This window comes from Streptomyces sp. NBC_00448 (assembly GCF_036014115.1).
Lineage (GTDB): Bacteria > Actinomycetota > Actinomycetes > Streptomycetales > Streptomycetaceae > Actinacidiphila.
The window spans coordinates 4,313,067-4,330,248 of the sequence record NZ_CP107913.1 but is presented as its reverse complement, the minus strand read 5'-3'; the positions used below and the strand labels follow the sequence as shown (position 1 = coordinate 4,330,248).

The window sequence follows — 17,182 nt, the reverse complement described above, 5'->3', positions numbered from 1 at the left end:
CGCGAGAGGCATCGGGGACAACCGGCCGACTCACACAACCAAGCTCCTTAGGAGGAATTCGCGTTGACCGTGTTCGCCGTCACCGGCCACATGGACCTGACGGACACGTCGGTGCTGTTGGTCCGAACTGCCCTCCACGACCTGTTCGCCGAGCATGACGGCTCCGAACTCGTCGGTGTCTCGTGCCTGGCAGCGGGTTCGGACACCCTCTTCGCGGAAGAAGTGCTCGCCGCCGACGGTGAGTTGGTCGCGGTTATTCCGTCCCGGGATTACCGGGCGGCGAAGGTGAAGCCCGACCATGCTCCCGTGTTCGATCGGCTGGTGCGGGCCGCCGCCGAGGTGGTGGTCGCGCCCTTCGACACGGCCGGGCGGGAGGCGTACGAAGCGGCGAACCGTGTTCTCCTGGAACGCGCGGACCGCTTGGTTGCCGTTTGGAACGGCCGGCCGCCGGGCGGCAAGGGCGGCGGCACCGCCGACGTGGTCCTGCAAGCGCGGGCGGAAGGCGTCCCGGTGGACGTCGTGTGGCCGCCGGGAGCCGAGCGCGCAGGGGCGTAGGACCCCTGTACGGTCGGTGCCTACGGGTTCTGGCTCGGCGCGGTGCTGTCCTCCACCCATCGCAGCTACGGGGGCGAACCCGCGGTGATCGGTATGGCGACGACTTCCGGCTCAGTGGCTGCCTGTCGCCGTCCGACCCGCGGATTCCGGACGGTGGCCCACCGTCCTCCACCGCCCGGCATACCCTGGCCAGGACTTCTTCTTGGTTGTGGGTTCGAGTCCCATGCGGCCCACCGCGTCCGGGCGGGGCACTGCTGCTATGGGCCTGTCCGACGGTGAGCATGGCAGAGGGAGAGCATGAGCCGACCGCTACTGTTCCTCGACGTTGACGGGCCCCTCAACCCTTACGCGGCCCAGCCGGAGAGGCGTCCCGCCGGGTACACCACCCTCAGGGTGCCCCGAGAGGACCTGGCCGCCGTGGCACGCCTGGGACTCCCGGCTCCTCGGAAGCCCCTCAGGGTGTGGCTCAACCCGGAGCACGGGAGCGACTTGCTCCGGCTCGGCTACGAGATGTGCTGGGCCACCACGTGGATGGGCGATGCCAATCGGTGGATCGCCCCGGTGCTCGGTCTCCCCGAACTCCCCTTCGTCGACTTCGGTGACGCCTTGCTCCGGGAGCGTCCCGACGGAGTCCACTGGAAGACCGCTCCCCTGGTGGACTACGCCGACGGCCGCCCTTTCGCGTGGGTGGACGACGAGCAGAGCGAGCTGGACCAGGTGTACGTGACGGCTCACCACCACGCGCTCGGCCTCCTCCACCACGTCGACCCCCGGATCGGCCTGCGCGAGGACGACTTCCGAACGCTCGACGACTTCGCCCGTTCGCTGGGTCCTCCACGAGCCACCGGTTGAGCCCACCGCCGGACGGGTCGGTTCGGGGGTTGGCGCTCGGTGGGGTGATGGCGTCGATACGGTTTGTGTCCGCGGGGCGTGAACGCGTGCATGAGGGGATGTTCGACGCGTATGGAAGCAGAATCTCTGAGCAAGGGCGGGAACGCGGCGCTGGAGACGCGGGCCGTGGGTTTACAGGTGGTGACGCGAGAGACGCCCGTGGACGTTTCGGCGCTGCTGCTCGGGCCGAACGGCAAGGTGCGGAGCGACGGCGACCTGGTCTTCTACAACCACCCGGCGCAGAGCGGGGTAAGTCTCGCGGGCGAGACCGTCACCGTCGACCTGCCGCGCATTCCCGCGGATGTCGCGACCGTGGTGGTGGTCGCGAGCGTGGACCCGTCGTCGCCCGGGACGGTGTTCACCGCCGCGCCGGTCCTCACCGCCGGGCAGGGGGACGGCACCCGACTGACCTTCACTCCACCGGACTTCGCGGCAGGGGAGACCGTCGTCGTACTCGCCGAGCTCTATCGGCGTTCAGGGGGCTGGAAGTTGCGGGCCGTGGGTCAGGGGTACGCCACCGGACTGGCCGGTCTGGCCACCGACTACGGCATTGACGTGGACCCCGAACCGCAACTGGCCGTACCGCGGTCACCCGACCCGAGAACGTCTTCGGCGGCCGCGTCGAACGGCGGTTCGCCGAAGGGCGGTTCGCCGAGCGGAGATTCGTCGAACGGCGGTTCGCCGAACGGAGATTCGTCGAGCGGGGGTTCGGCGAGCCTGCCGAAAGTCGAGACGCGGGCCCCGGCTCTGCTGCCCACCACACGCCAGGCAAGTGAGGCGCTGGCTCGCTCCGGAGCAGCCGACAGACGTGCGGCGGTGTATCTCATCCTTGATCACGACTGGGCCATGGAGGAACTGTACGAGTCTTTCGCGGTCCAGGCGTTCGCCGAGCGGGTCCTTGCCCTGGCGGTCAACCTCGACGACGACGGCACTGTGCCGGTGATCTTCTCCAGCGGGAACGAACCGTTCATGGAGGAGATCCGGCTCGACAACTACCATGGCCGGATCGGGCAATTGCACACGCAGGTCGCCTGGGGCTGGGGCAACGTCGGCGCAGCCATGCGCGCTGCGGTCAACCACTACCAGGAGTCCGGCGCCACGGACCCCGCGTTCGTCATCGTCCAGGTCGGGGACGATCCCTGGGACAAGCCGGAGTTCCGCGCCCTGCTCCAAAACACCGCCGGATTGGGCGTGTTCTGGCTGTTCGTGGGCTTCGGGCGCGGAAAGCTGGCGTTCTACAAGAATCTCCACGCCTCAACGTCCGCCGGGTTCACGAACGTTTCCTTCTACGAGGCCGGCAGGAACCCCGGGGCCGTACCGGGTGAGAAGTTCTACGCCGACCTGGTGGAAGCGTTCGGCACGTGGATCAGCCGGTAGGAGCCGTTACCGAAGGAGGAGCCGCATGACCATCACGGCACGGCACGTGCGTGACACGCTCACCGTCTACCTGGACCGGCACCCTGAGGACGAAGAGGCCCTCGCGGGGCTGAACGACGTCCTGGACGCGGCCGGGGACGGGATCACCTCGCGTAAGGAGTTCCGCGGTCACGTCACCGCCGGCGCCGTCCTGCTCCGCCCCGACGGCCGTGTCCTCACCATCGAGCACCGCGCACTCAACCGCTGGCTCCTGCCCGGCGGCCACCTGGAGGCCGAGGACGACACGCTCATGCTGGCGGCACTCCGAGAGCTCACGGAGGAAACCGGAATCGGCGCGGACGCCGTGACCGCCCACTCGCCGGTGCCACTCCACATCGACGCACACCCGATCCCCGCGAACCCCTCGAAGGGTGAACCGGACCACCGGCACTTCGACTTCCGCTTCCTGCTCACCACGACCGTCGATGACGTCGTGCTCCAGGAGGAAGAGGTGACGGGGGCGTCCTGGCAGTCCGCCGACACGCTCCCCGGCGACATCCTGCGCGCCCGCGTCACGGCCGCCGCGTCCGCGTGACACCAGGGCCCCGCCCGCTCGCGTGGCCGGGGCTCGACTCGGCGTCCAGGGCACGGCCGGTACGGGCGCCGGACGACGGGGAGGTCCCCGGACATGTCCGAGGTGGCTGCTGGGACATGTCCGGAGCGGTGTCCGCTCAGTTGGAGGTCGGGGGGACCGCGCGACGCCCGCAGCTTCCGCAGCTTCCGCCGGTGTCGCCGGCCCGGACCCGGACTACCGGACTACTGGTGCGGCGGGTTGTCATCCTTCCTGTCGGTTCCTCCCAGCTGATCCTTGAGCTTGTCCTGGGCTGTGTCGACCTGGCCCTGGTGCTTGCCCTGGGTCTTGTCGTCGACGAAGTCCCCGGCCTTGTCGATGCCCTGGCCGGCCTGGTCCTCGTGGCCCTTCAGCATCTGCTTGAGCTTGTCCAACATGGACATGGGCGACTCTCTCCGTTGGTTCCGTTGATTCGGTCGGTTCGGTTGGTTCCGTCGGCATCGGGATCTCCGATGGCCGCGCATGGCTCCGCCACCCGGTCGGACGGCGGAGCCAGTCCAGCCAACGCCCTGATCCGGCAGGGCCCCCTCGATTGGGCAGGGCGTGGGCGGGGCGCGGGCAGGGCGCGGCAGCCGGTAGCAGCAGCCGGGAGCGTCGCTCGGCCGTACGAGCGTCGCCCTTCACCCACCGCCCGGACGGAGGTGAGCCGATGGGGAGCGGACCTGCGGGAACACCGACACCACCGGCTCGTCCCGACGCTCACCTTCCACGGGCTCTTGACGGTCAGGCCATGCCCAGTCCACCCACCGTTCCCCGGCGGCGAAAAGAGTCGCGGTGGGTCCCTCCGCCGAGGGCTTCCACGTAGCAGCCATCGAATTCGTGAGGACAACCCATGTGCCTTGACGGGCATTGCGAGCACAACGTCGACCCCCTTGTCCCCGGGACCGCGGATGGCGCGGGTGCCGCGGATGCCGATGCCTCGGCCGCTCGGCTCGGACGGCGCCGCGTGCTGGCCGCCGGGATCGCCGGCGCCGCCGCCCTCACCCTGGCCCCGGTCTCGTTCGCGCACGCGGCCGACGCCGACGCCGCGGCGGGCACCTCGGCCGGCGGTACGCCCCCGGCCGGCAGCCAGGAGACCCGCGTCGTCACCGGTTTCCTGGAGACCGGCGTCGCGGACTTCGTCTACCTCCCGGTGGAGATCCCCCGCGGCGTCCAGCGGATCGACGTGTCGTACGCGTACGACAAGCCGACCGTCCCCTCCGGCGTGCCGGCCAACTCCTGCGACATCGGCATCTTCGACGAGCGCGGGATCGAGCTCGGCGGGCGCGGCTTCCGCGGCTGGTCCGGCGGGTTCCGTACGGAGTTCACGATCAGCAACAGCGACGCCACACCGGGGTACCTGCCCGGTCCGGTCGGTCGCGGCACCTGGAACATCGTGCTCGGCCCCTACCAGGTGGCGCCGCAGGGCCTGAACTACAAGGTCCAGATCACCCTCACCTACGGTGCCCCGGGCCCCGCCTTCAAGACGAACTACCCGCCGCAGCGCGCCAAGGGCCGCGGCCGGGACTGGTACCGCGGCGACTGCCACCTGCACACCGTCTACTCCGACGGCAAGCACCTGCCGGTGGACGTCTCCGACGGCGCCCGGGCCGCGGGCCTGGACTTCATCGTCTCCACCGACCACAACACCTCGTCCTCACACGCGGTGTGGGGGGAGTACGCGGGCCCCGATCTGCTGATCATGACCGGTGAGGAGGTCACCACCCGCAACGGGCACTGGCTGGCCCTCGGCCTGCCGGCCGGCGACTGGATCGACTGGCGCTACCGCTCCCGCGACGACGCCTTCGCCCGCTTCTCCCGCCAGGTGCACCGCGCCGGCGGACTGGTGGTGCCCGCGCACATGTACTGCGCGTACATCGCCAGCCAGTGGAAGTTCGGCTTCGACGACGCCGACGCCACCGAGGTGTGGACCGGCCCGTGGACGTACGACGACGAGCACGCGATCAGCACGTGGGACCAGAAGCTGGGCGAGGCGGTGCGCACCGGCACCCGCTGGCTGCCCGCGATGGGCAACAGCGACGCGCACAGCGACCCCAACGTGATCGGCCTGCCGCACAACGTGGTCCACGCCGACGACCTGGCCACCGACTCGGTGCTGGCCGGCATCCGCGCGGGTCGCAGCTGGATCGCGGAGTCCTCCGCCGTCAAGCTGACCTTCACCGCCAGCGGCAACGGCAAGCAGGCCGGCATCGGGGAGAAGCTGAGCGTTCCCGCCGACGCGCCCGTGGACGTCCGGCTGGACGTCGAGGGGGTGCCGGGCGGCACGGTCCGGTTCATCACCGACGAGGGGCAGATGCACCAGGAGTCGCTGAACGCCGCGGGCACCGGCACGGTGGTGTGGCGGACGACCGCCTCACTCGCCGCGTACGTCCGCGCCGAGGTCCGCCACCCGATGGCCGACGGCACCCCGGGCCAGGGCAACACCATGGGCGACGCGCTCCTGTTCGGCCCGATGGCAGCGCTGACCAACCCCGTCTTCCTGGTGGCGAAGGGCCGCCACTGAGCGGCTGCGGCCGCACTCCCGCCGGCCTCGGGACGCGTCGTACGCCGCCGGCGGACACCGGCGGGAGAGCCCGCCGCCTTCGTGGGCGGCGGGCCCTCGCGCACCGGGACGTTCGGCGGCGTACGACGAGTCGCTCGGCGGCGTCGTACCGGGACGTGGGCTACTTCATCCCGGGCGGAACGGCCGCGATCACCTTGGCCCAGGCGGAGTCGGTGGCGATCGCGGCGAGCCGGCTCGTGCTCAGTGGCGGTGCGGGCCGGCTGACGGGAGCGTCCTTCTCGGCCGGGGCGTTCCACTCGGTGACCGAGACCAGCGCGCCGTCCTTGCGATGGAACTCGGCCATCCACTCCCTGGTGTCGGCCCGGTGGTCGGGGTACTCGTAGCCCTTCCACACGGTGAGCGTGCCGCCGGGGACCGCGGTCTGCCGGCAGTAGTCGTCCGCGGCTCGGGCCGCCCCGCAGTCGGCCGGCGCGGCACTCCGCGCCTGGACGACGACGCTGATCTCGGCCGGGCCGTGGCCGTCGTCGAAGACCACCTGGGCGTACGGTGCGGTGTCCTCGGTGCCGCGGCCGTCCCGGCCGGAGATCTTGCCGTGCGGCAGCAGCGAGACCAGGAGATCCTCCACCTGCCGCGCGGTGAACGACCGCGGGGCCCGCGTGGCCGCGGTCAGCTGCGCGTCGCTGGGGAACCTCGGGGCGGCGACCCCGGTCCCGTTCGCCGAGGCGTGGCCGGTGCCGTTGCCGGAGGTGGCCGAGAGCAGGCCGCCGCCTCCGGCGAGGGCCAGCACGGCCACACCCGCGGTGACCGCGGCGGTGCGGCGGCGGCGCAGCGCGCGGCCGCGGGCGTGTCCGGCCGCCGTCAGGGAGTGGCGGTCGGCGGGGGCCAGGCCGTCGGCGATGTGGTGGAGGGCGTCCGCGAAGGCCGCGGCCTCAGCGGAGTCGGGGGTGTCGTCGGCAGGAACGGGCATGGCGGATCACGGTCTCCTTCGGAGAGGTCGGGAACTGGCGGGTTGTGCGGTCGGATTCAGGTGGGTCAGGTGGGTCAGGTGGCTCCACCGCGCGAAGGGGAGCCGCAGGAGGAGCGGTTCAGCCGGTGGTGAGATCGGCGTGACTGTCGCCGAGGTGGCGGCGGAGCTGGGCGAGCGCGCGGGTGGAGCGCGTACGCACCGCGCCGGCGCTCGCCTGCAGAACCGTGGCGGTCTCCTCGACGCTGCGGTCCTCCCAGTAGCGCAGGATGAGCACGGCCCGGTCCTTGGGTCCCAGCGCGGCCAGCGCGGCCAGCAGGACCACCCGAAGCGCGGCGTCGCCCCCGGCGTCCCGGGCGACGCGATCGGGCAGTTCCGCGGCCGGACGTTCCCGGTTGCTCCGCCGCCGCTGGTGGCTGAGGAACAGGCGCACCAACGTGGTCTGGGCGTAGCCGGCCGGATTGTCGACCTCGCTCATCCGGTTCCACGCGACGTACAGGCGCCCCAACGTCTCCTGGACCAGATCCTCGGCGAGGTGCGTGTCGCCGCCGGTGAGCAGGCATGCGGATCGGAACAGGTGACCTGTCCGGGCCGCGGCGAACTCCTGATAGGCCCGTATCGCAGCAGCGCGCATTCCGATTGGCTCCTCCCGTCGGCCACACTTCAATGACGCGATGGGGGCGCGGGTACGTTACAAAGCGTTTCCCGCAGCACCTGACGGAGGGCGCGGCAGCCGGGGCGGAGGGGCCGAGCGGGCAGGAGGGGGATGGCGAAGGGGGGTCCGCCGTGCGGGCGGCCGCACCGGCGGAGGAGGACGGCGGCGCGGGTCCGGCCGTACGGAGGCCGAGGGACCTGCGGCGTTCGTCGAGCGGTCGTCGCGGACGGCAGATTTGACCAACTCAATACCCGACGCTGGGCGGAACGGGACCGGAGCCGCCGGGTACGTTCGATCATATGACGCTGCCGAAGGCGAAGCCCCCGTTGCGCAAATACCGCGATGTGGCCCCTGAGGGCGACGTCCCCACCACGCGGACCACCGGCATCGACCCGGACTTCTGGTACCCCCTGGCCCGGTCCCGGGACCTGAAGCCGGGCAAGACGCTGGCGGTGAAGTTCGCGGGGACGGAACTCGTGCTGGTGCGGCCGCAGAAGGGCGCGCCGTACGCCCTGGAGGACCGCTGCGCCCATCGCCAGGTGCCGTTGAGCATGGGCGTGGTGAAGGACGAGCAGTTGCAGTGCGGTTACCACTGCTGGGCGTACGACCGGACCGGCGCGTGCGTGAGCATCCCGTACCTGGACCGGAAGCGGACGCTGCCCAACGGCGTGCGCGCGTACGCCTGCCGGGAGGAGCACGGCTTCGTGTTCGTCTTCCCCGGCAACCAGGAGCTGGCCGAGGTCACCCCGGTGCCGGAGCTGCCGTACCACGGCGACCGCCGGTACAAGACACGGGTGTTGGACCGGGACATCGCCTGCCACTACTCGTTCATGCACGAGAACCTGATGGACATGAACCACCAGTTCCTGCACCGCAGCCTGATGGGTCGGATTCGGGCGAAGCTGCTGGACGTGCGCGAGGGCGAGGACTGGCTGGAGGCGGACTACTCCTTCTCCCGCACCTCGGGCAAGCAGTCGCTGGGCGAGCGGCTGATCATCGGCAGCGGGAACGACGACAAGTACGCCGACCTGATGACGATACGCACCGGCTACCCGTACCAGACGCTGCGCTACTGGACCGACGGCAAGCGCGAGGAGCCCCCGGCGCTCGACCTGTGGAACGCGTACGTGCCCACCGACCGGGCCCAGCACCACAACCACACCTTCGGCCTGATCATGGTGCAGAAGCCGCCGATCCCCGGGGTGATCCACCTGCTGTGGCCGGTCATCACGCTGTTCACGGAGGGCATCTTCGGCCAGGACCGGGTCATCGTCGAGGCCGAGCAGCGCGCCTACGAGACCCAGGGCGCCGACCTCAACAACGAGGTCTTCCCGATCATCCAGTCGCTGAAGGCCCTGCTCGCCCGCCGTGGCGTGCCGATCCCGCCGGAGGACCTGCGAGCGGCGTCTGAATGATCGAATCCGCGCGGACGATGTGATTTGAATGGCGTAATCGCATGACATCATGGGCTTCCGAACGGCCGGCAGGCGTGAGCGATCGGGGAGCCGTATGGATGCCAAGGGCTTCGGCCACGGGGGCGCACGCGCGGACGTCACGGCGCTGATCCGGGCCGAGTTGCCGCACCTGACGGGCTCGTTGCGGAAGGTGGCGGAGCTGGTGCTCGCCGACCCCGCCTCCGTGATCGGCTGCTCGGCGGCCGAGTTGGGGCGGCGCACCGGCACCTCCCAGCCGACGGTGACGCGGTTCTGTCGTGCGGTGGGCCTGGACTCCTACCAGCACTTGCTGATCGAGCTGGCCCGGGAGGGCGCCCGCGGCGACGAGTCCACCTGGGGCACGTCGGAGATCGGGCCGGACATCTCCCCGGACGACGACCTGCGGCGGGTGGTCACCGTCGTCGGCCAGGCCGATCTCGGCGCGGTGCAGCGAACGTTGGACACCATCGACCTCGCGGCGGTGGAGCGCGCGGCCCAGGCGATCGCGCGGGCCCGGCGGATCGACGTGTACGGCGTCGGCGGCAGCGGCGCGGTGGCGGTGGAGACCGAACTGCGGCTGTTCGGGATCGGATGCGCGGTGCGCGGGTGGAACGAGGTGCACGCCGCCAAGACGTCGGCGGCCCTGCTCACCCCGGCCGATGTCGCGATCGGCATCTCCCACTCCGGGTCGACCCGGGAGACCATCGAGCCGTTCGAACTCGCCCGGGAACGCGGTGCCACCACGGTGGCGATCACCGCCGACCCAAGGTCGCCGCTGGCGCGGGCGGCGGAGGTCCGGCTGATCTCCACGACCGCGGAGACCTCCTTCCGCGCCGGCAGCATCGGCGCCCGGCACTCGGTGCTGGTGCTGATCGACTGCCTGTACGTGCGGGTGGCGCAGCTGTCGTACGGCCGGGCGAGCGCGTCCATGGCGCTCACCGGGCACATCGCGGGCCAGCACGTGGTGAAGGGGCGGCGCGGGCGCTGAACTTCGCGGCGGGAGCTGAACTCCGCCGTGGGCGCCGAACCTTGCCGTGGGCGCCGAACTCCGCCGTGGGCGCCCAGCTCGGGACAGGGCGCCGAACCCCGGGCCGCGCACCGAACCCCGCGCCGTGGAATTCTGCATGGTTCATTCATCAGGTGCGCGCACAATGGTTGATTGAACCATCATGGTCTGCCAGCATGTGTGCGTCCCGATACGGTCGCCGGCGGCCGTCGAACCGATGCGGGCGGGGTCCGGGGCTGTTCCCGGGCGCCCCGCCGGAGCCCCCACCCGCCGAACTCCGCACGCCGGCGCACTGATCGGACCTGAAGCCCCCCTCCTCGTTCACGCGTTCCAACGATCGGAGTAGGCCATGCCAGAGCAGAACCCCTCCATCTCCGGCACTTCGCAGGCGATGCACCGCCGAACGCTGCTGCAGGCCGCGGGCCTTGGCGCCGGGGTGCTCGCCGCGAGCGGGATGGCCGCCGGCCGGGCGGCGGCGGCCGACCCGTCGACGGGCAACTCGTCGGCCGACAACTCGGCTTCCACCACGTCGAGTTCGGCCGCCACCGAACCGGCCGCCGCGACCAGCGCCGACCTTCCGCTCACCGGCGGGCCGGACTTCCCGATCGGGCTGTTCTGGCCGCCGCACCCGTACGAGACCACGCTCGACCGCTACCAGGAGATCAGCGACGCCGGGTTCACCTTCCTGATCACCGGCAACTACCAGTTCGACCCGCAAAGCGGCGGCTACGCCCTGCAGATGGCCGACCAGGTCGGCCTGAAGGTGCTGATAGCCGGCGATCCGCGGGTCCAGGCGATCGCGCAGTACATGGCGGTCACCGACGACCGGACCGTGCCGTCCTCCCTCACCACCGCCGACGCGACCTCATGGGTCCAGTCCGCACTGGGCAGTTACGCGAGCCACCCCTCGCTCGCGGGGTTCAACGTCTTCGACGAGCCCGCCCAGTCCAGGTTCCCCACGGTCGGGGCGCTCACCGGCATCGTGCGGAAGGTCGCGCCGGGCCTGCTGCCGTACTCCAACCTGGTGCCGGGCAACGGCCCGGGCTACGCGGCCTTCGTGCAGGCGTACATCGACACGGTCCAGCCGCCGCTGATCTCGTTCGACCGCTATCCGATCCTCGCCGACGGCATCGACCTCAACTACTTCGACAACTGGTCGATCTACCGCGAGGCGTCCCTGAAGTCCGGTCTTCCGGCCTGGACCTACATCCAGTCGGTGGGCTTCAACAACCACCGGGTGCCCACCGCCTCTCAGTTGGCCTGGCAGACCAACATCAGCCTGGCGTACGGCTGCAAGGGCATCCAGTACTTCACCTACTGGACGCCCGACCCGGCCCGCGGCGAGGGCTTCACCAAGGCGCTGATCACCCCCGACGGCAAGCAGACCCCGCTGTACGGCGCGGCCCGGAAGCTGAACCGCAACTGGCTCCAGCCGGTCGGCCGCCAACTCAAGCCGCTCGTCTCGGAGTCGGTCCAGCACGCCAACGACGATCCGCTGCCGCCCAGCGCGGTGGCCTTCGCCCCGGGCGACCACCTGACGTCGGCGACCGGGGACGCCGCCGTCATCGGGCTGTTCAGGAACGCGCAGGACGACGGCACCCGCTACCTGCTGGTCACCAACCGCAACCCCGACGCCGCCGCCTCGGTGCGGCTCGGCATCAACCGGACGAACGTCGGGGGCGTGGCGGACTTCGTGCCGGCCACCGGCCGGTACAGCGGCGCGGCCCGCCGGGGCACGCTGCACGTTCAGTTGAAGGCGGGGGCGGCCGCGCTCTACCGCTTGTCGCCGGCCTGAGCCGGCGCAGCCGAGGGCACGACGGCCCGCCCGCACACGGTGTGCGGGCGGGCCGTCGGCTCAACGGGCTGGCGGCTCAACGGCAGACGACCGCGAAGGAGTTGTTGCCGGAGCCGGCCGCGGGGCTGGTGGAGACGGTGATGCCGACGTACGGGCGGTCGGGGTCCTTGGCGATGTCCGAGAGCTTGACGGTGTAGGCGAATCCCGATGCGCCCTTGGGGAAATGCGCGGTCTGCGGAGAGACCAGATCGACCGCTCCCCGCGGCGTGCCCGTGGCGCTGCGCCACCAGGTGGCCCGCACGGTACCCGCGCTGCCGTCGTAGCTGACGCGGATCGTGGCGTTCGCCGTGTCCGTACGACCGCCGGCGGAGCAACGGACCCCCGTGATGGCCACGGAGGCGACGTGCGGTACGTGCGACTTCGGCGGAGGGGTCGCGTGGGTGGCCGGCGGGTGGCTCGGCGCGGTGGGCGTGGTGGCCGCGGTCGTCGGCGGGGTGGACGGGGCGGCGGGCGCCGAAGTGGGCGTCGAGGGCGGGGTGGTGGCCGCGGGCGAGGCGGTGGTGGCGCCTGCCGAGGGCGAGGTGGTGGTGGGCGGCGGCGTCGTGGCGGAGGAACGCGAGACCGTGGCGGTCGGCGTCGTGTCCGCGGCGGCGTCGTCGTGCTTGCCGCCGATCGCCACGGCGGTGGCGGTGATGGCACCCGCGACGATCACCGCGGCCACCGCGATGAGGAGCGCCTTGGTGCGGCGGCCGAGGCGGCGGTCGTCGCCGTCGCCGGTGCCGCGGTCGGGGGCCTCGGTACGGCCGATGCCCAGGCCGCCGATACCCGCGCCGGCGGCGGTGGCGTCGGGGTGCGCCGGGCCGCCGGTCGGGGTCGGCGCGGGGGCGGGGAGCGGTACGGGTACGGCTCCCTGCGCCGGCCCCGGCGCGTCCACGGCTTCCACCTGGGACGTCAACGCGCCTACCAGCAAGGCGAGTTCCTGCCTGCCCCGCTCCTCCCACGCCTCGCCGTAGGCCGCGACGGCGACCGCTTCGAGCTCGACTGCGAAGTCGATGGCGCTCTGGGGGCGTTCGGCCGAATCAGTGGCCAACCCCCGTGTGAGCAAGGGCTGTACGGGAGCAGCCGGGGCGTCGGCGTCGGGGTCGGCGCCGGACGCGTACGGGGGCTCGCCGGTGAGGCATGCACGGCAGGCGGCCGTTGCCGCGTGGAGGTCGGCCGCGACGTCGACGGGTGTGCCGGGCGCACCGGGTGCCGCGCTGGGCGTGCCGCCGAGGTCGACGAGGGACGGGGTGCCTGCGGCGGTGACGAGCAGGTGCGCGGGCTCGCAGGCGGCGCCGCCCGCGATTCCCGCCTCATGGGCGGCGGACAACCCGAGCAGCGTGCCCTTGAGGACGGTCAGCGCCGCCTCGGGGGTGGTCGCGCCGTTCTCCCGCAGGAGGGTGGCCAGGACGACGCCCTCGACCGGCTCGCGGACGATCGCGGCGTGCGGGCCGTCCTCGACGTACGCGTACAGCCGCGCGACGTAAGGCGATTCGAGCGTGCCGAGGCGCTCGGCCTCGGCACGCAGAGTGGCGCGGAAGGACTGGTCCTCGGCGAGAGCCGGTGCCAGGTAGGTGATCACGACCGGGACGCCGTCGGCCTCGCGGGTCGCCCGCACCACCTCGCCGGAAGGGCCGGCGACGGGTACCGATTCGTGGGCCAGGCCCGGCACTTGCCAGGGCGCTGTCGCGGGGGCGTCCGTGGGGACGTCCACGGGGACGGGCGGCTGGGCGGGCGGCTGGGCGGTGGTGGCCGCCTCGGGGGTGGCGGCGGGACCCTTGGGCGCCGCGTCGGACTTCGGGGCGGCCGTGGACCGCGGCGAGGCGGTGGCCTTCGCGGCCTTGGTCGCGCACGCTGCGGCCGTCTTCTTCGCCGGGGCCGACTTGCGTCCCCGCGCTGCGGGTTGGGCCGGCGCCGCCTTCGTACCCGATGCACCCGCGTCGGTGGGAGCCGTCCGCGACTCCGCCTCGGCCGGTGCGGTGTCGCCGTCCGCCACTTCGCCCGCGGGGTCGGCCGGTTCGGGAGATGCGGCGCCGTCGGTAGGTGCGCTCGGCGCCGCCGGTGCGCCCTTCGCGGCAGCCGGTGTGGCCGGGGGCTTCCCGGGGGCCTTCCTCGCCGCCGGCTTCGGGGCGGCCTTCCGGGCGGGACGGCGTGCCCCGGCCGGCTTCTGCGGTCCGGCCGGTTCGCCGGCCCCGCCGGGTATGCCCGTACCCGCGTCCGCGCCCGTGCCCTCGTGGTCGTCCACCTGAAACCGCCCCTCGCGCTGCCCCTTGTGGAGGAGTTGCCGCTCGCAACCCCTCGACGCCCTGATCCGTCATCGGATTCCGCCGGCAGCCGGGCCGATCTGCCGGGGCTCACGGCACCCGTGCGGGCGCGTCTCCCGCGAGAGAGGCCGCCATCGGGAAACCGGGCAGGACTCGGGAAGCGCCCAGGGACCGGAGAGGGGGGCCGTGAGGCTCAAGAGGGTACTGCCCCCGGCGACTTGCCGGTGACCGGGTAGGCCGCGCGACCCGTGCGGAGGGAGGAAGCAGAGGCGCGTGGGGTCAGCTGTTCTTGTGGGCCACGCCGCCGTAGATGCCGATCTCGCCGGCACTGCGCGGCGGCTTGGAGTCCGGCCGCCAGAAAGGGACTTGCACGAGACCCGGCTCGACCAGCTCGAAGCCCTCGAAGAGGTGCTCGACCTCGGCGCGGGTGCGGAGGTTCATGCTCGCGGTGGCCGTCCGGTAGGCGCCCTGCGCGTCGCTACGGTCGTTGAAGTCGCTGGTGGCGTGGGACAGCACCAGGTAGCTGCCGGCCGGGAGCGCGTCGCGCAGGGTGGCGACGACCTGCGCGGGCTGCTCGGCGTCGGTGAGGAAGTGCAGGATCGCGACGAGGAGCAGGGCGACCGGCTGATCGAAGTCGATGACCCGGTGGACGTCGGGGTGGTCCAGGATCGCCTGCGGGTCGCGCAGATCCGCGAGCACGATGCTGGTCGTGCCGGCGCCGCTCATCAGCGTGCTGGCATGGGTGTTCACGATCGGGTCGTTGTCCACGTACGCGATGCGCACGTCGGGGGCGACCTCCTGGGCGACCTCGTGGACGTTCGGGGAGGTGGGCAGCCCGGTGCCGATGTCGAGGATCTGCCGGACGCCGGCGCCGACCACGTGCCGGACGGCGCGCTGCAGGAACAGGCGGTTGGACTGGACGCCGATCCGCGCCTCGGGCGCCACGTCGATGAGCTGGTCGCCGGCCTCGCGGTCCACCTCGTAGTTGTCCTTGCCGCCCAGCAGGTAGTCGTAGATCCGCGCGGGATGCGGCCTGCTGGTGTCGATCTCCTCGGCACGGAAGCCGTTCTGCGTCACGCTGCGCTCCTCTCTCCGCGACGGGCCCGTCCGCCTCGCCCCCGAACGCCCGACGGGGGACAGCGTCTCACGTCAACACGCCTGCGTACGAACGGAGTTCCGCATCCTGGCCTGCGTGATTACGCCGTACGGCGGCGGTGGCGGCGCAGCGTCGGCGGTCCGGCGCGGAGCGTAGGGGAGGGCGCGGGACCGGGACCGTACGGGACGGGTCCGCCGCCGAGGGCAACGGCGCCAGCCCGTAGGCACCTTGGGCGCGAGCGCGGCCGACCGGCCCGCGCCGCGGGTGCGTTCAGTCGATCGCGCCGCCCGCGCCGTCGGAGCGCCAGGGCAGCGCGGGGATGGTCGCCTCGGGCACTTCGAACCAGCCCTCGGGCTGCGGCGGACGCGGTATCTCGCCGCCCCGGCGCAGGGTGCGGCCGTCGCGGACGTGGCGGCCGACCAGCGCGCCGCCGAAGACCACGAAGCCGACGCCGACCAGCCAGGTCACCACGGTCAGCACGCTGCCCACCGGGCCGTAGGTCACCGCGTTGGAGACGACGAGCGGGGCGAAGAACAGGTGCGAGAAGATCCGCAAGCCGGCGAGGCCGAGCATGGTGAGCACCGCGCCGGGCAGCGCGGTGCGCACCCGGACGGAGCCGTAGAGCAGGAAGTTCTGGCCCCAGGCGAAGAAGAGCACGCCGAGCACGAAGGTGAGGACGGCGCGCGCGACGCTCGGCATCAGGCCGCTGCCCAGGACCGCCGCGCTCTGCGACTCGCAGAACAGGTAGGCGGTGAGCACCGCGAGCCACACCGCGCGGCGCCAGTCGCGGTGCCACGGTCCGGACGGCAGGTCCCAGATCTTGCGGTAGCCGGTCTCGACGCTCGCCACGAACGACAGCCCGAAGTACGCCGCCGAGGCCAGGCTCCACGCGCCGGTCGCGCTCAGGATGTGGTTGGGCGCCGCGAACATGCTGCGCATGCTCTGCGCGCCATGCGCGTTGAGGCCCATGCCGTCGATGACCCACTGCGCGAAGCCGGGCCGGTTCTCCCAGGGAGTGGCGGCGGCGACCACGACGAGCAGCGGCATCAGCGTGACGAAGCCGAGCGCGGCGAAGCCCATCGAACGGTGCATCAGCTCGATGTGTGCCGCCTGCTTCGACAAGCGTCCGAGCGCGGACCGCTTCCAGGCGTCCGTCAGTCCTGCCATGGCGTCACCTTCCCGCAGCGTTAAGGCTTGTGGATACCTGGCGAAGTGCCTCACGCGCAACTCGGCTCCCGTGACGCACGGTTCCCGGCGACCGGTTCCCGCGCGAGCCTGGTGGCGTGGCGGGCGAAGCGCGTACGTCCGTATGTCCGTGCGTTACGTGTGGCGGTGGCGGTGGCGGTGGTACGGCAACGGGCGCGGGACGGCGCGGGCGGGGATGCGGTCAGGGGCGCGGGCGTTGCCGCTTGCCGGTGGCCGATGGCCGGTTACCTTTCGGCGGTCGGTGGTTACTGGGTCGGCGCGGGCGGTCAGCTCTTGCAGACGGTCAGTTTGAGTGCCGCGTCGATCGCCGCGCCCTGCGCGTCGGTCAGCGGGTGGCCGGGGCTGCCGAACCGCTCGGCGGCCAGGTGGTCGGCGGTCTGCGAGTCGCCGTTGATCTCGGTGCACTGGGTGCGGCCCTGGTCGATCACCTGGTTGGGGTCGGCCGCCAGCGACGGGTCGATCGCCTTCAGGGCGGCCAGGTAGGTCTGCCGGTTCACACCACTCGGCGCCGGGGGGCGGGGCACGGCCGCGCCGGTGCTCGGGCCGGCCGAACCCGTCGTGTTCGGCGCCGCGGTGGTGGCCTTGCCGGACGCCTTCTTGTCGTCGCTGCTGGACGAGCACGCGGTCGCGCAGAACGTGGCGAGTGCGGCGGCGGCCACGGCCGCGGCGGCGATTCGGGTACGCATGCCGTCACCTTGCCGCACCTGGGGGCGCGTGCCCGTCGCTGTGACCGTGCTGTGACAGCTTCTCCGCACCACCTCCCACCGGTGTGGGTCGGCTTGGGCCTG

15 protein-coding genes are annotated in these 17,182 nt (G+C 72.1%); 8 read left to right on the top strand and 7 right to left on the bottom strand.

What is annotated here, in order from left to right; translation table 11 throughout:
• The first annotated feature begins 63 nt into the window (after positions 1–63).
• From OG370_RS18240 to OG370_RS18225, 4 genes are all read left to right on the top strand, one after another.
• The gene (locus OG370_RS18240; protein ID WP_328465575.1) at positions 64–555 is read left to right on the top strand and encodes a hypothetical protein; all 492 of its coding nucleotides are present in this window, start codon (positions 64–66) and stop codon (positions 553–555) included.
• Positions 556–852: 297 nt separating this feature from the next.
• On the top strand, positions 853–1,407 hold the full coding sequence (locus OG370_RS18235) for a hypothetical protein (RefSeq protein WP_328465573.1): 555 nt from the start codon (positions 853–855) through the stop codon (positions 1,405–1,407).
• A gap of 111 nt (positions 1,408–1,518) precedes the next feature.
• Positions 1,519–2,823 (top strand): VWA domain-containing protein, encoded by a 1,305-nt coding sequence (locus OG370_RS18230; protein ID WP_443060873.1) that lies wholly within the window; start codon positions 1,519–1,521, stop codon positions 2,821–2,823.
• A gap of 25 nt (positions 2,824–2,848) precedes the next feature.
• Complete coding sequence (locus OG370_RS18225; protein ID WP_328465569.1) at positions 2,849–3,397, top strand: NUDIX domain-containing protein; 549 nt, start codon at positions 2,849–2,851, stop codon at positions 3,395–3,397.
• 221 nt (positions 3,398–3,618) lie between these two features.
• On the opposite strand, the gene OG370_RS18220 is transcribed toward OG370_RS18225, so the two are convergent.
• Positions 3,619–3,816 carry an antitoxin gene (locus OG370_RS18220; protein ID WP_328465567.1) on the bottom strand — a complete coding sequence of 66 codons (198 nt, stop codon included), beginning with the start codon at positions 3,814–3,816 and terminating at the stop codon, positions 3,619–3,621.
• A 449-nt stretch (positions 3,817–4,265) separates the two neighbouring features.
• Between OG370_RS18220 and OG370_RS18215 the strand changes: the two genes are divergently transcribed.
• A complete protein-coding gene (locus OG370_RS18215) occupies positions 4,266–5,936 on the top strand; it encodes a CehA/McbA family metallohydrolase (RefSeq protein WP_328465565.1) in 1,671 nt (556 codons plus the stop codon).
• Positions 5,937–6,096: 160 nt separating this feature from the next.
• Here the strand turns inward: OG370_RS18215 and OG370_RS18210 are convergent, their stop codons facing one another.
• Complete coding sequence (locus OG370_RS18210; RefSeq protein WP_328465563.1) at positions 6,097–6,903, bottom strand: hypothetical protein; 807 nt, start codon at positions 6,901–6,903, stop codon at positions 6,097–6,099.
• A 118-nt stretch (positions 6,904–7,021) separates the two neighbouring features.
• Positions 7,022–7,534 (bottom strand): SigE family RNA polymerase sigma factor, encoded by a 513-nt coding sequence (locus tag OG370_RS18205; RefSeq protein ID WP_328465561.1) that lies wholly within the window; start codon positions 7,532–7,534, stop codon positions 7,022–7,024.
• A 320-nt stretch (positions 7,535–7,854) separates the two neighbouring features.
• Here OG370_RS18205 and OG370_RS18200 point away from each other — a divergent pair, with 320 nt between their 5' ends.
• The 3 genes from OG370_RS18200 (at position 7,855) to OG370_RS18190 (ending at position 11,789) form a co-directional block, all read left to right on the top strand.
• Positions 7,855–8,970 carry an aromatic ring-hydroxylating dioxygenase subunit alpha gene (locus OG370_RS18200; protein ID WP_328465559.1) on the top strand — a complete coding sequence of 372 codons (1,116 nt, stop codon included), beginning with the start codon at positions 7,855–7,857 and terminating at the stop codon, positions 8,968–8,970.
• A gap of 94 nt (positions 8,971–9,064) precedes the next feature.
• Positions 9,065–9,976: a MurR/RpiR family transcriptional regulator gene (locus OG370_RS18195; RefSeq protein WP_328465557.1), complete on the top strand. Its 912-nt coding sequence runs from the start codon at positions 9,065–9,067 to the stop codon at positions 9,974–9,976.
• A gap of 367 nt (positions 9,977–10,343) precedes the next feature.
• On the top strand, positions 10,344–11,789 hold the full coding sequence (locus tag OG370_RS18190; protein ID WP_328465555.1) for a hypothetical protein: 1,446 nt from the start codon (positions 10,344–10,346) through the stop codon (positions 11,787–11,789).
• A gap of 76 nt (positions 11,790–11,865) precedes the next feature.
• On the opposite strand, the gene OG370_RS18185 is transcribed toward OG370_RS18190, so the two are convergent.
• From OG370_RS18185 to OG370_RS18170, 4 genes are all read right to left on the bottom strand, one after another.
• A complete protein-coding gene (locus OG370_RS18185) occupies positions 11,866–14,073 on the bottom strand; it encodes a protein kinase domain-containing protein (RefSeq protein WP_328465553.1) in 2,208 nt (735 codons plus the stop codon).
• A 298-nt stretch (positions 14,074–14,371) separates the two neighbouring features.
• A complete protein-coding gene (locus OG370_RS18180; protein ID WP_328465551.1) occupies positions 14,372–15,169 on the bottom strand; it encodes an SAM-dependent methyltransferase in 798 nt (265 codons plus the stop codon).
• A gap of 289 nt (positions 15,170–15,458) precedes the next feature.
• Positions 15,459–16,355: a YhjD/YihY/BrkB family envelope integrity protein gene (locus tag OG370_RS18175; RefSeq protein WP_328465549.1), complete on the bottom strand. Its 897-nt coding sequence runs from the start codon at positions 16,353–16,355 to the stop codon at positions 15,459–15,461.
• Positions 16,356–16,660: 305 nt separating this feature from the next.
• Positions 16,661–17,080, bottom strand: a complete 420-nt coding sequence (locus tag OG370_RS18170; protein ID WP_328465547.1) for a hypothetical protein — start codon at positions 17,078–17,080, stop codon at positions 16,661–16,663.
• Positions 17,081–17,182: the final 102 nt, after the last annotated feature.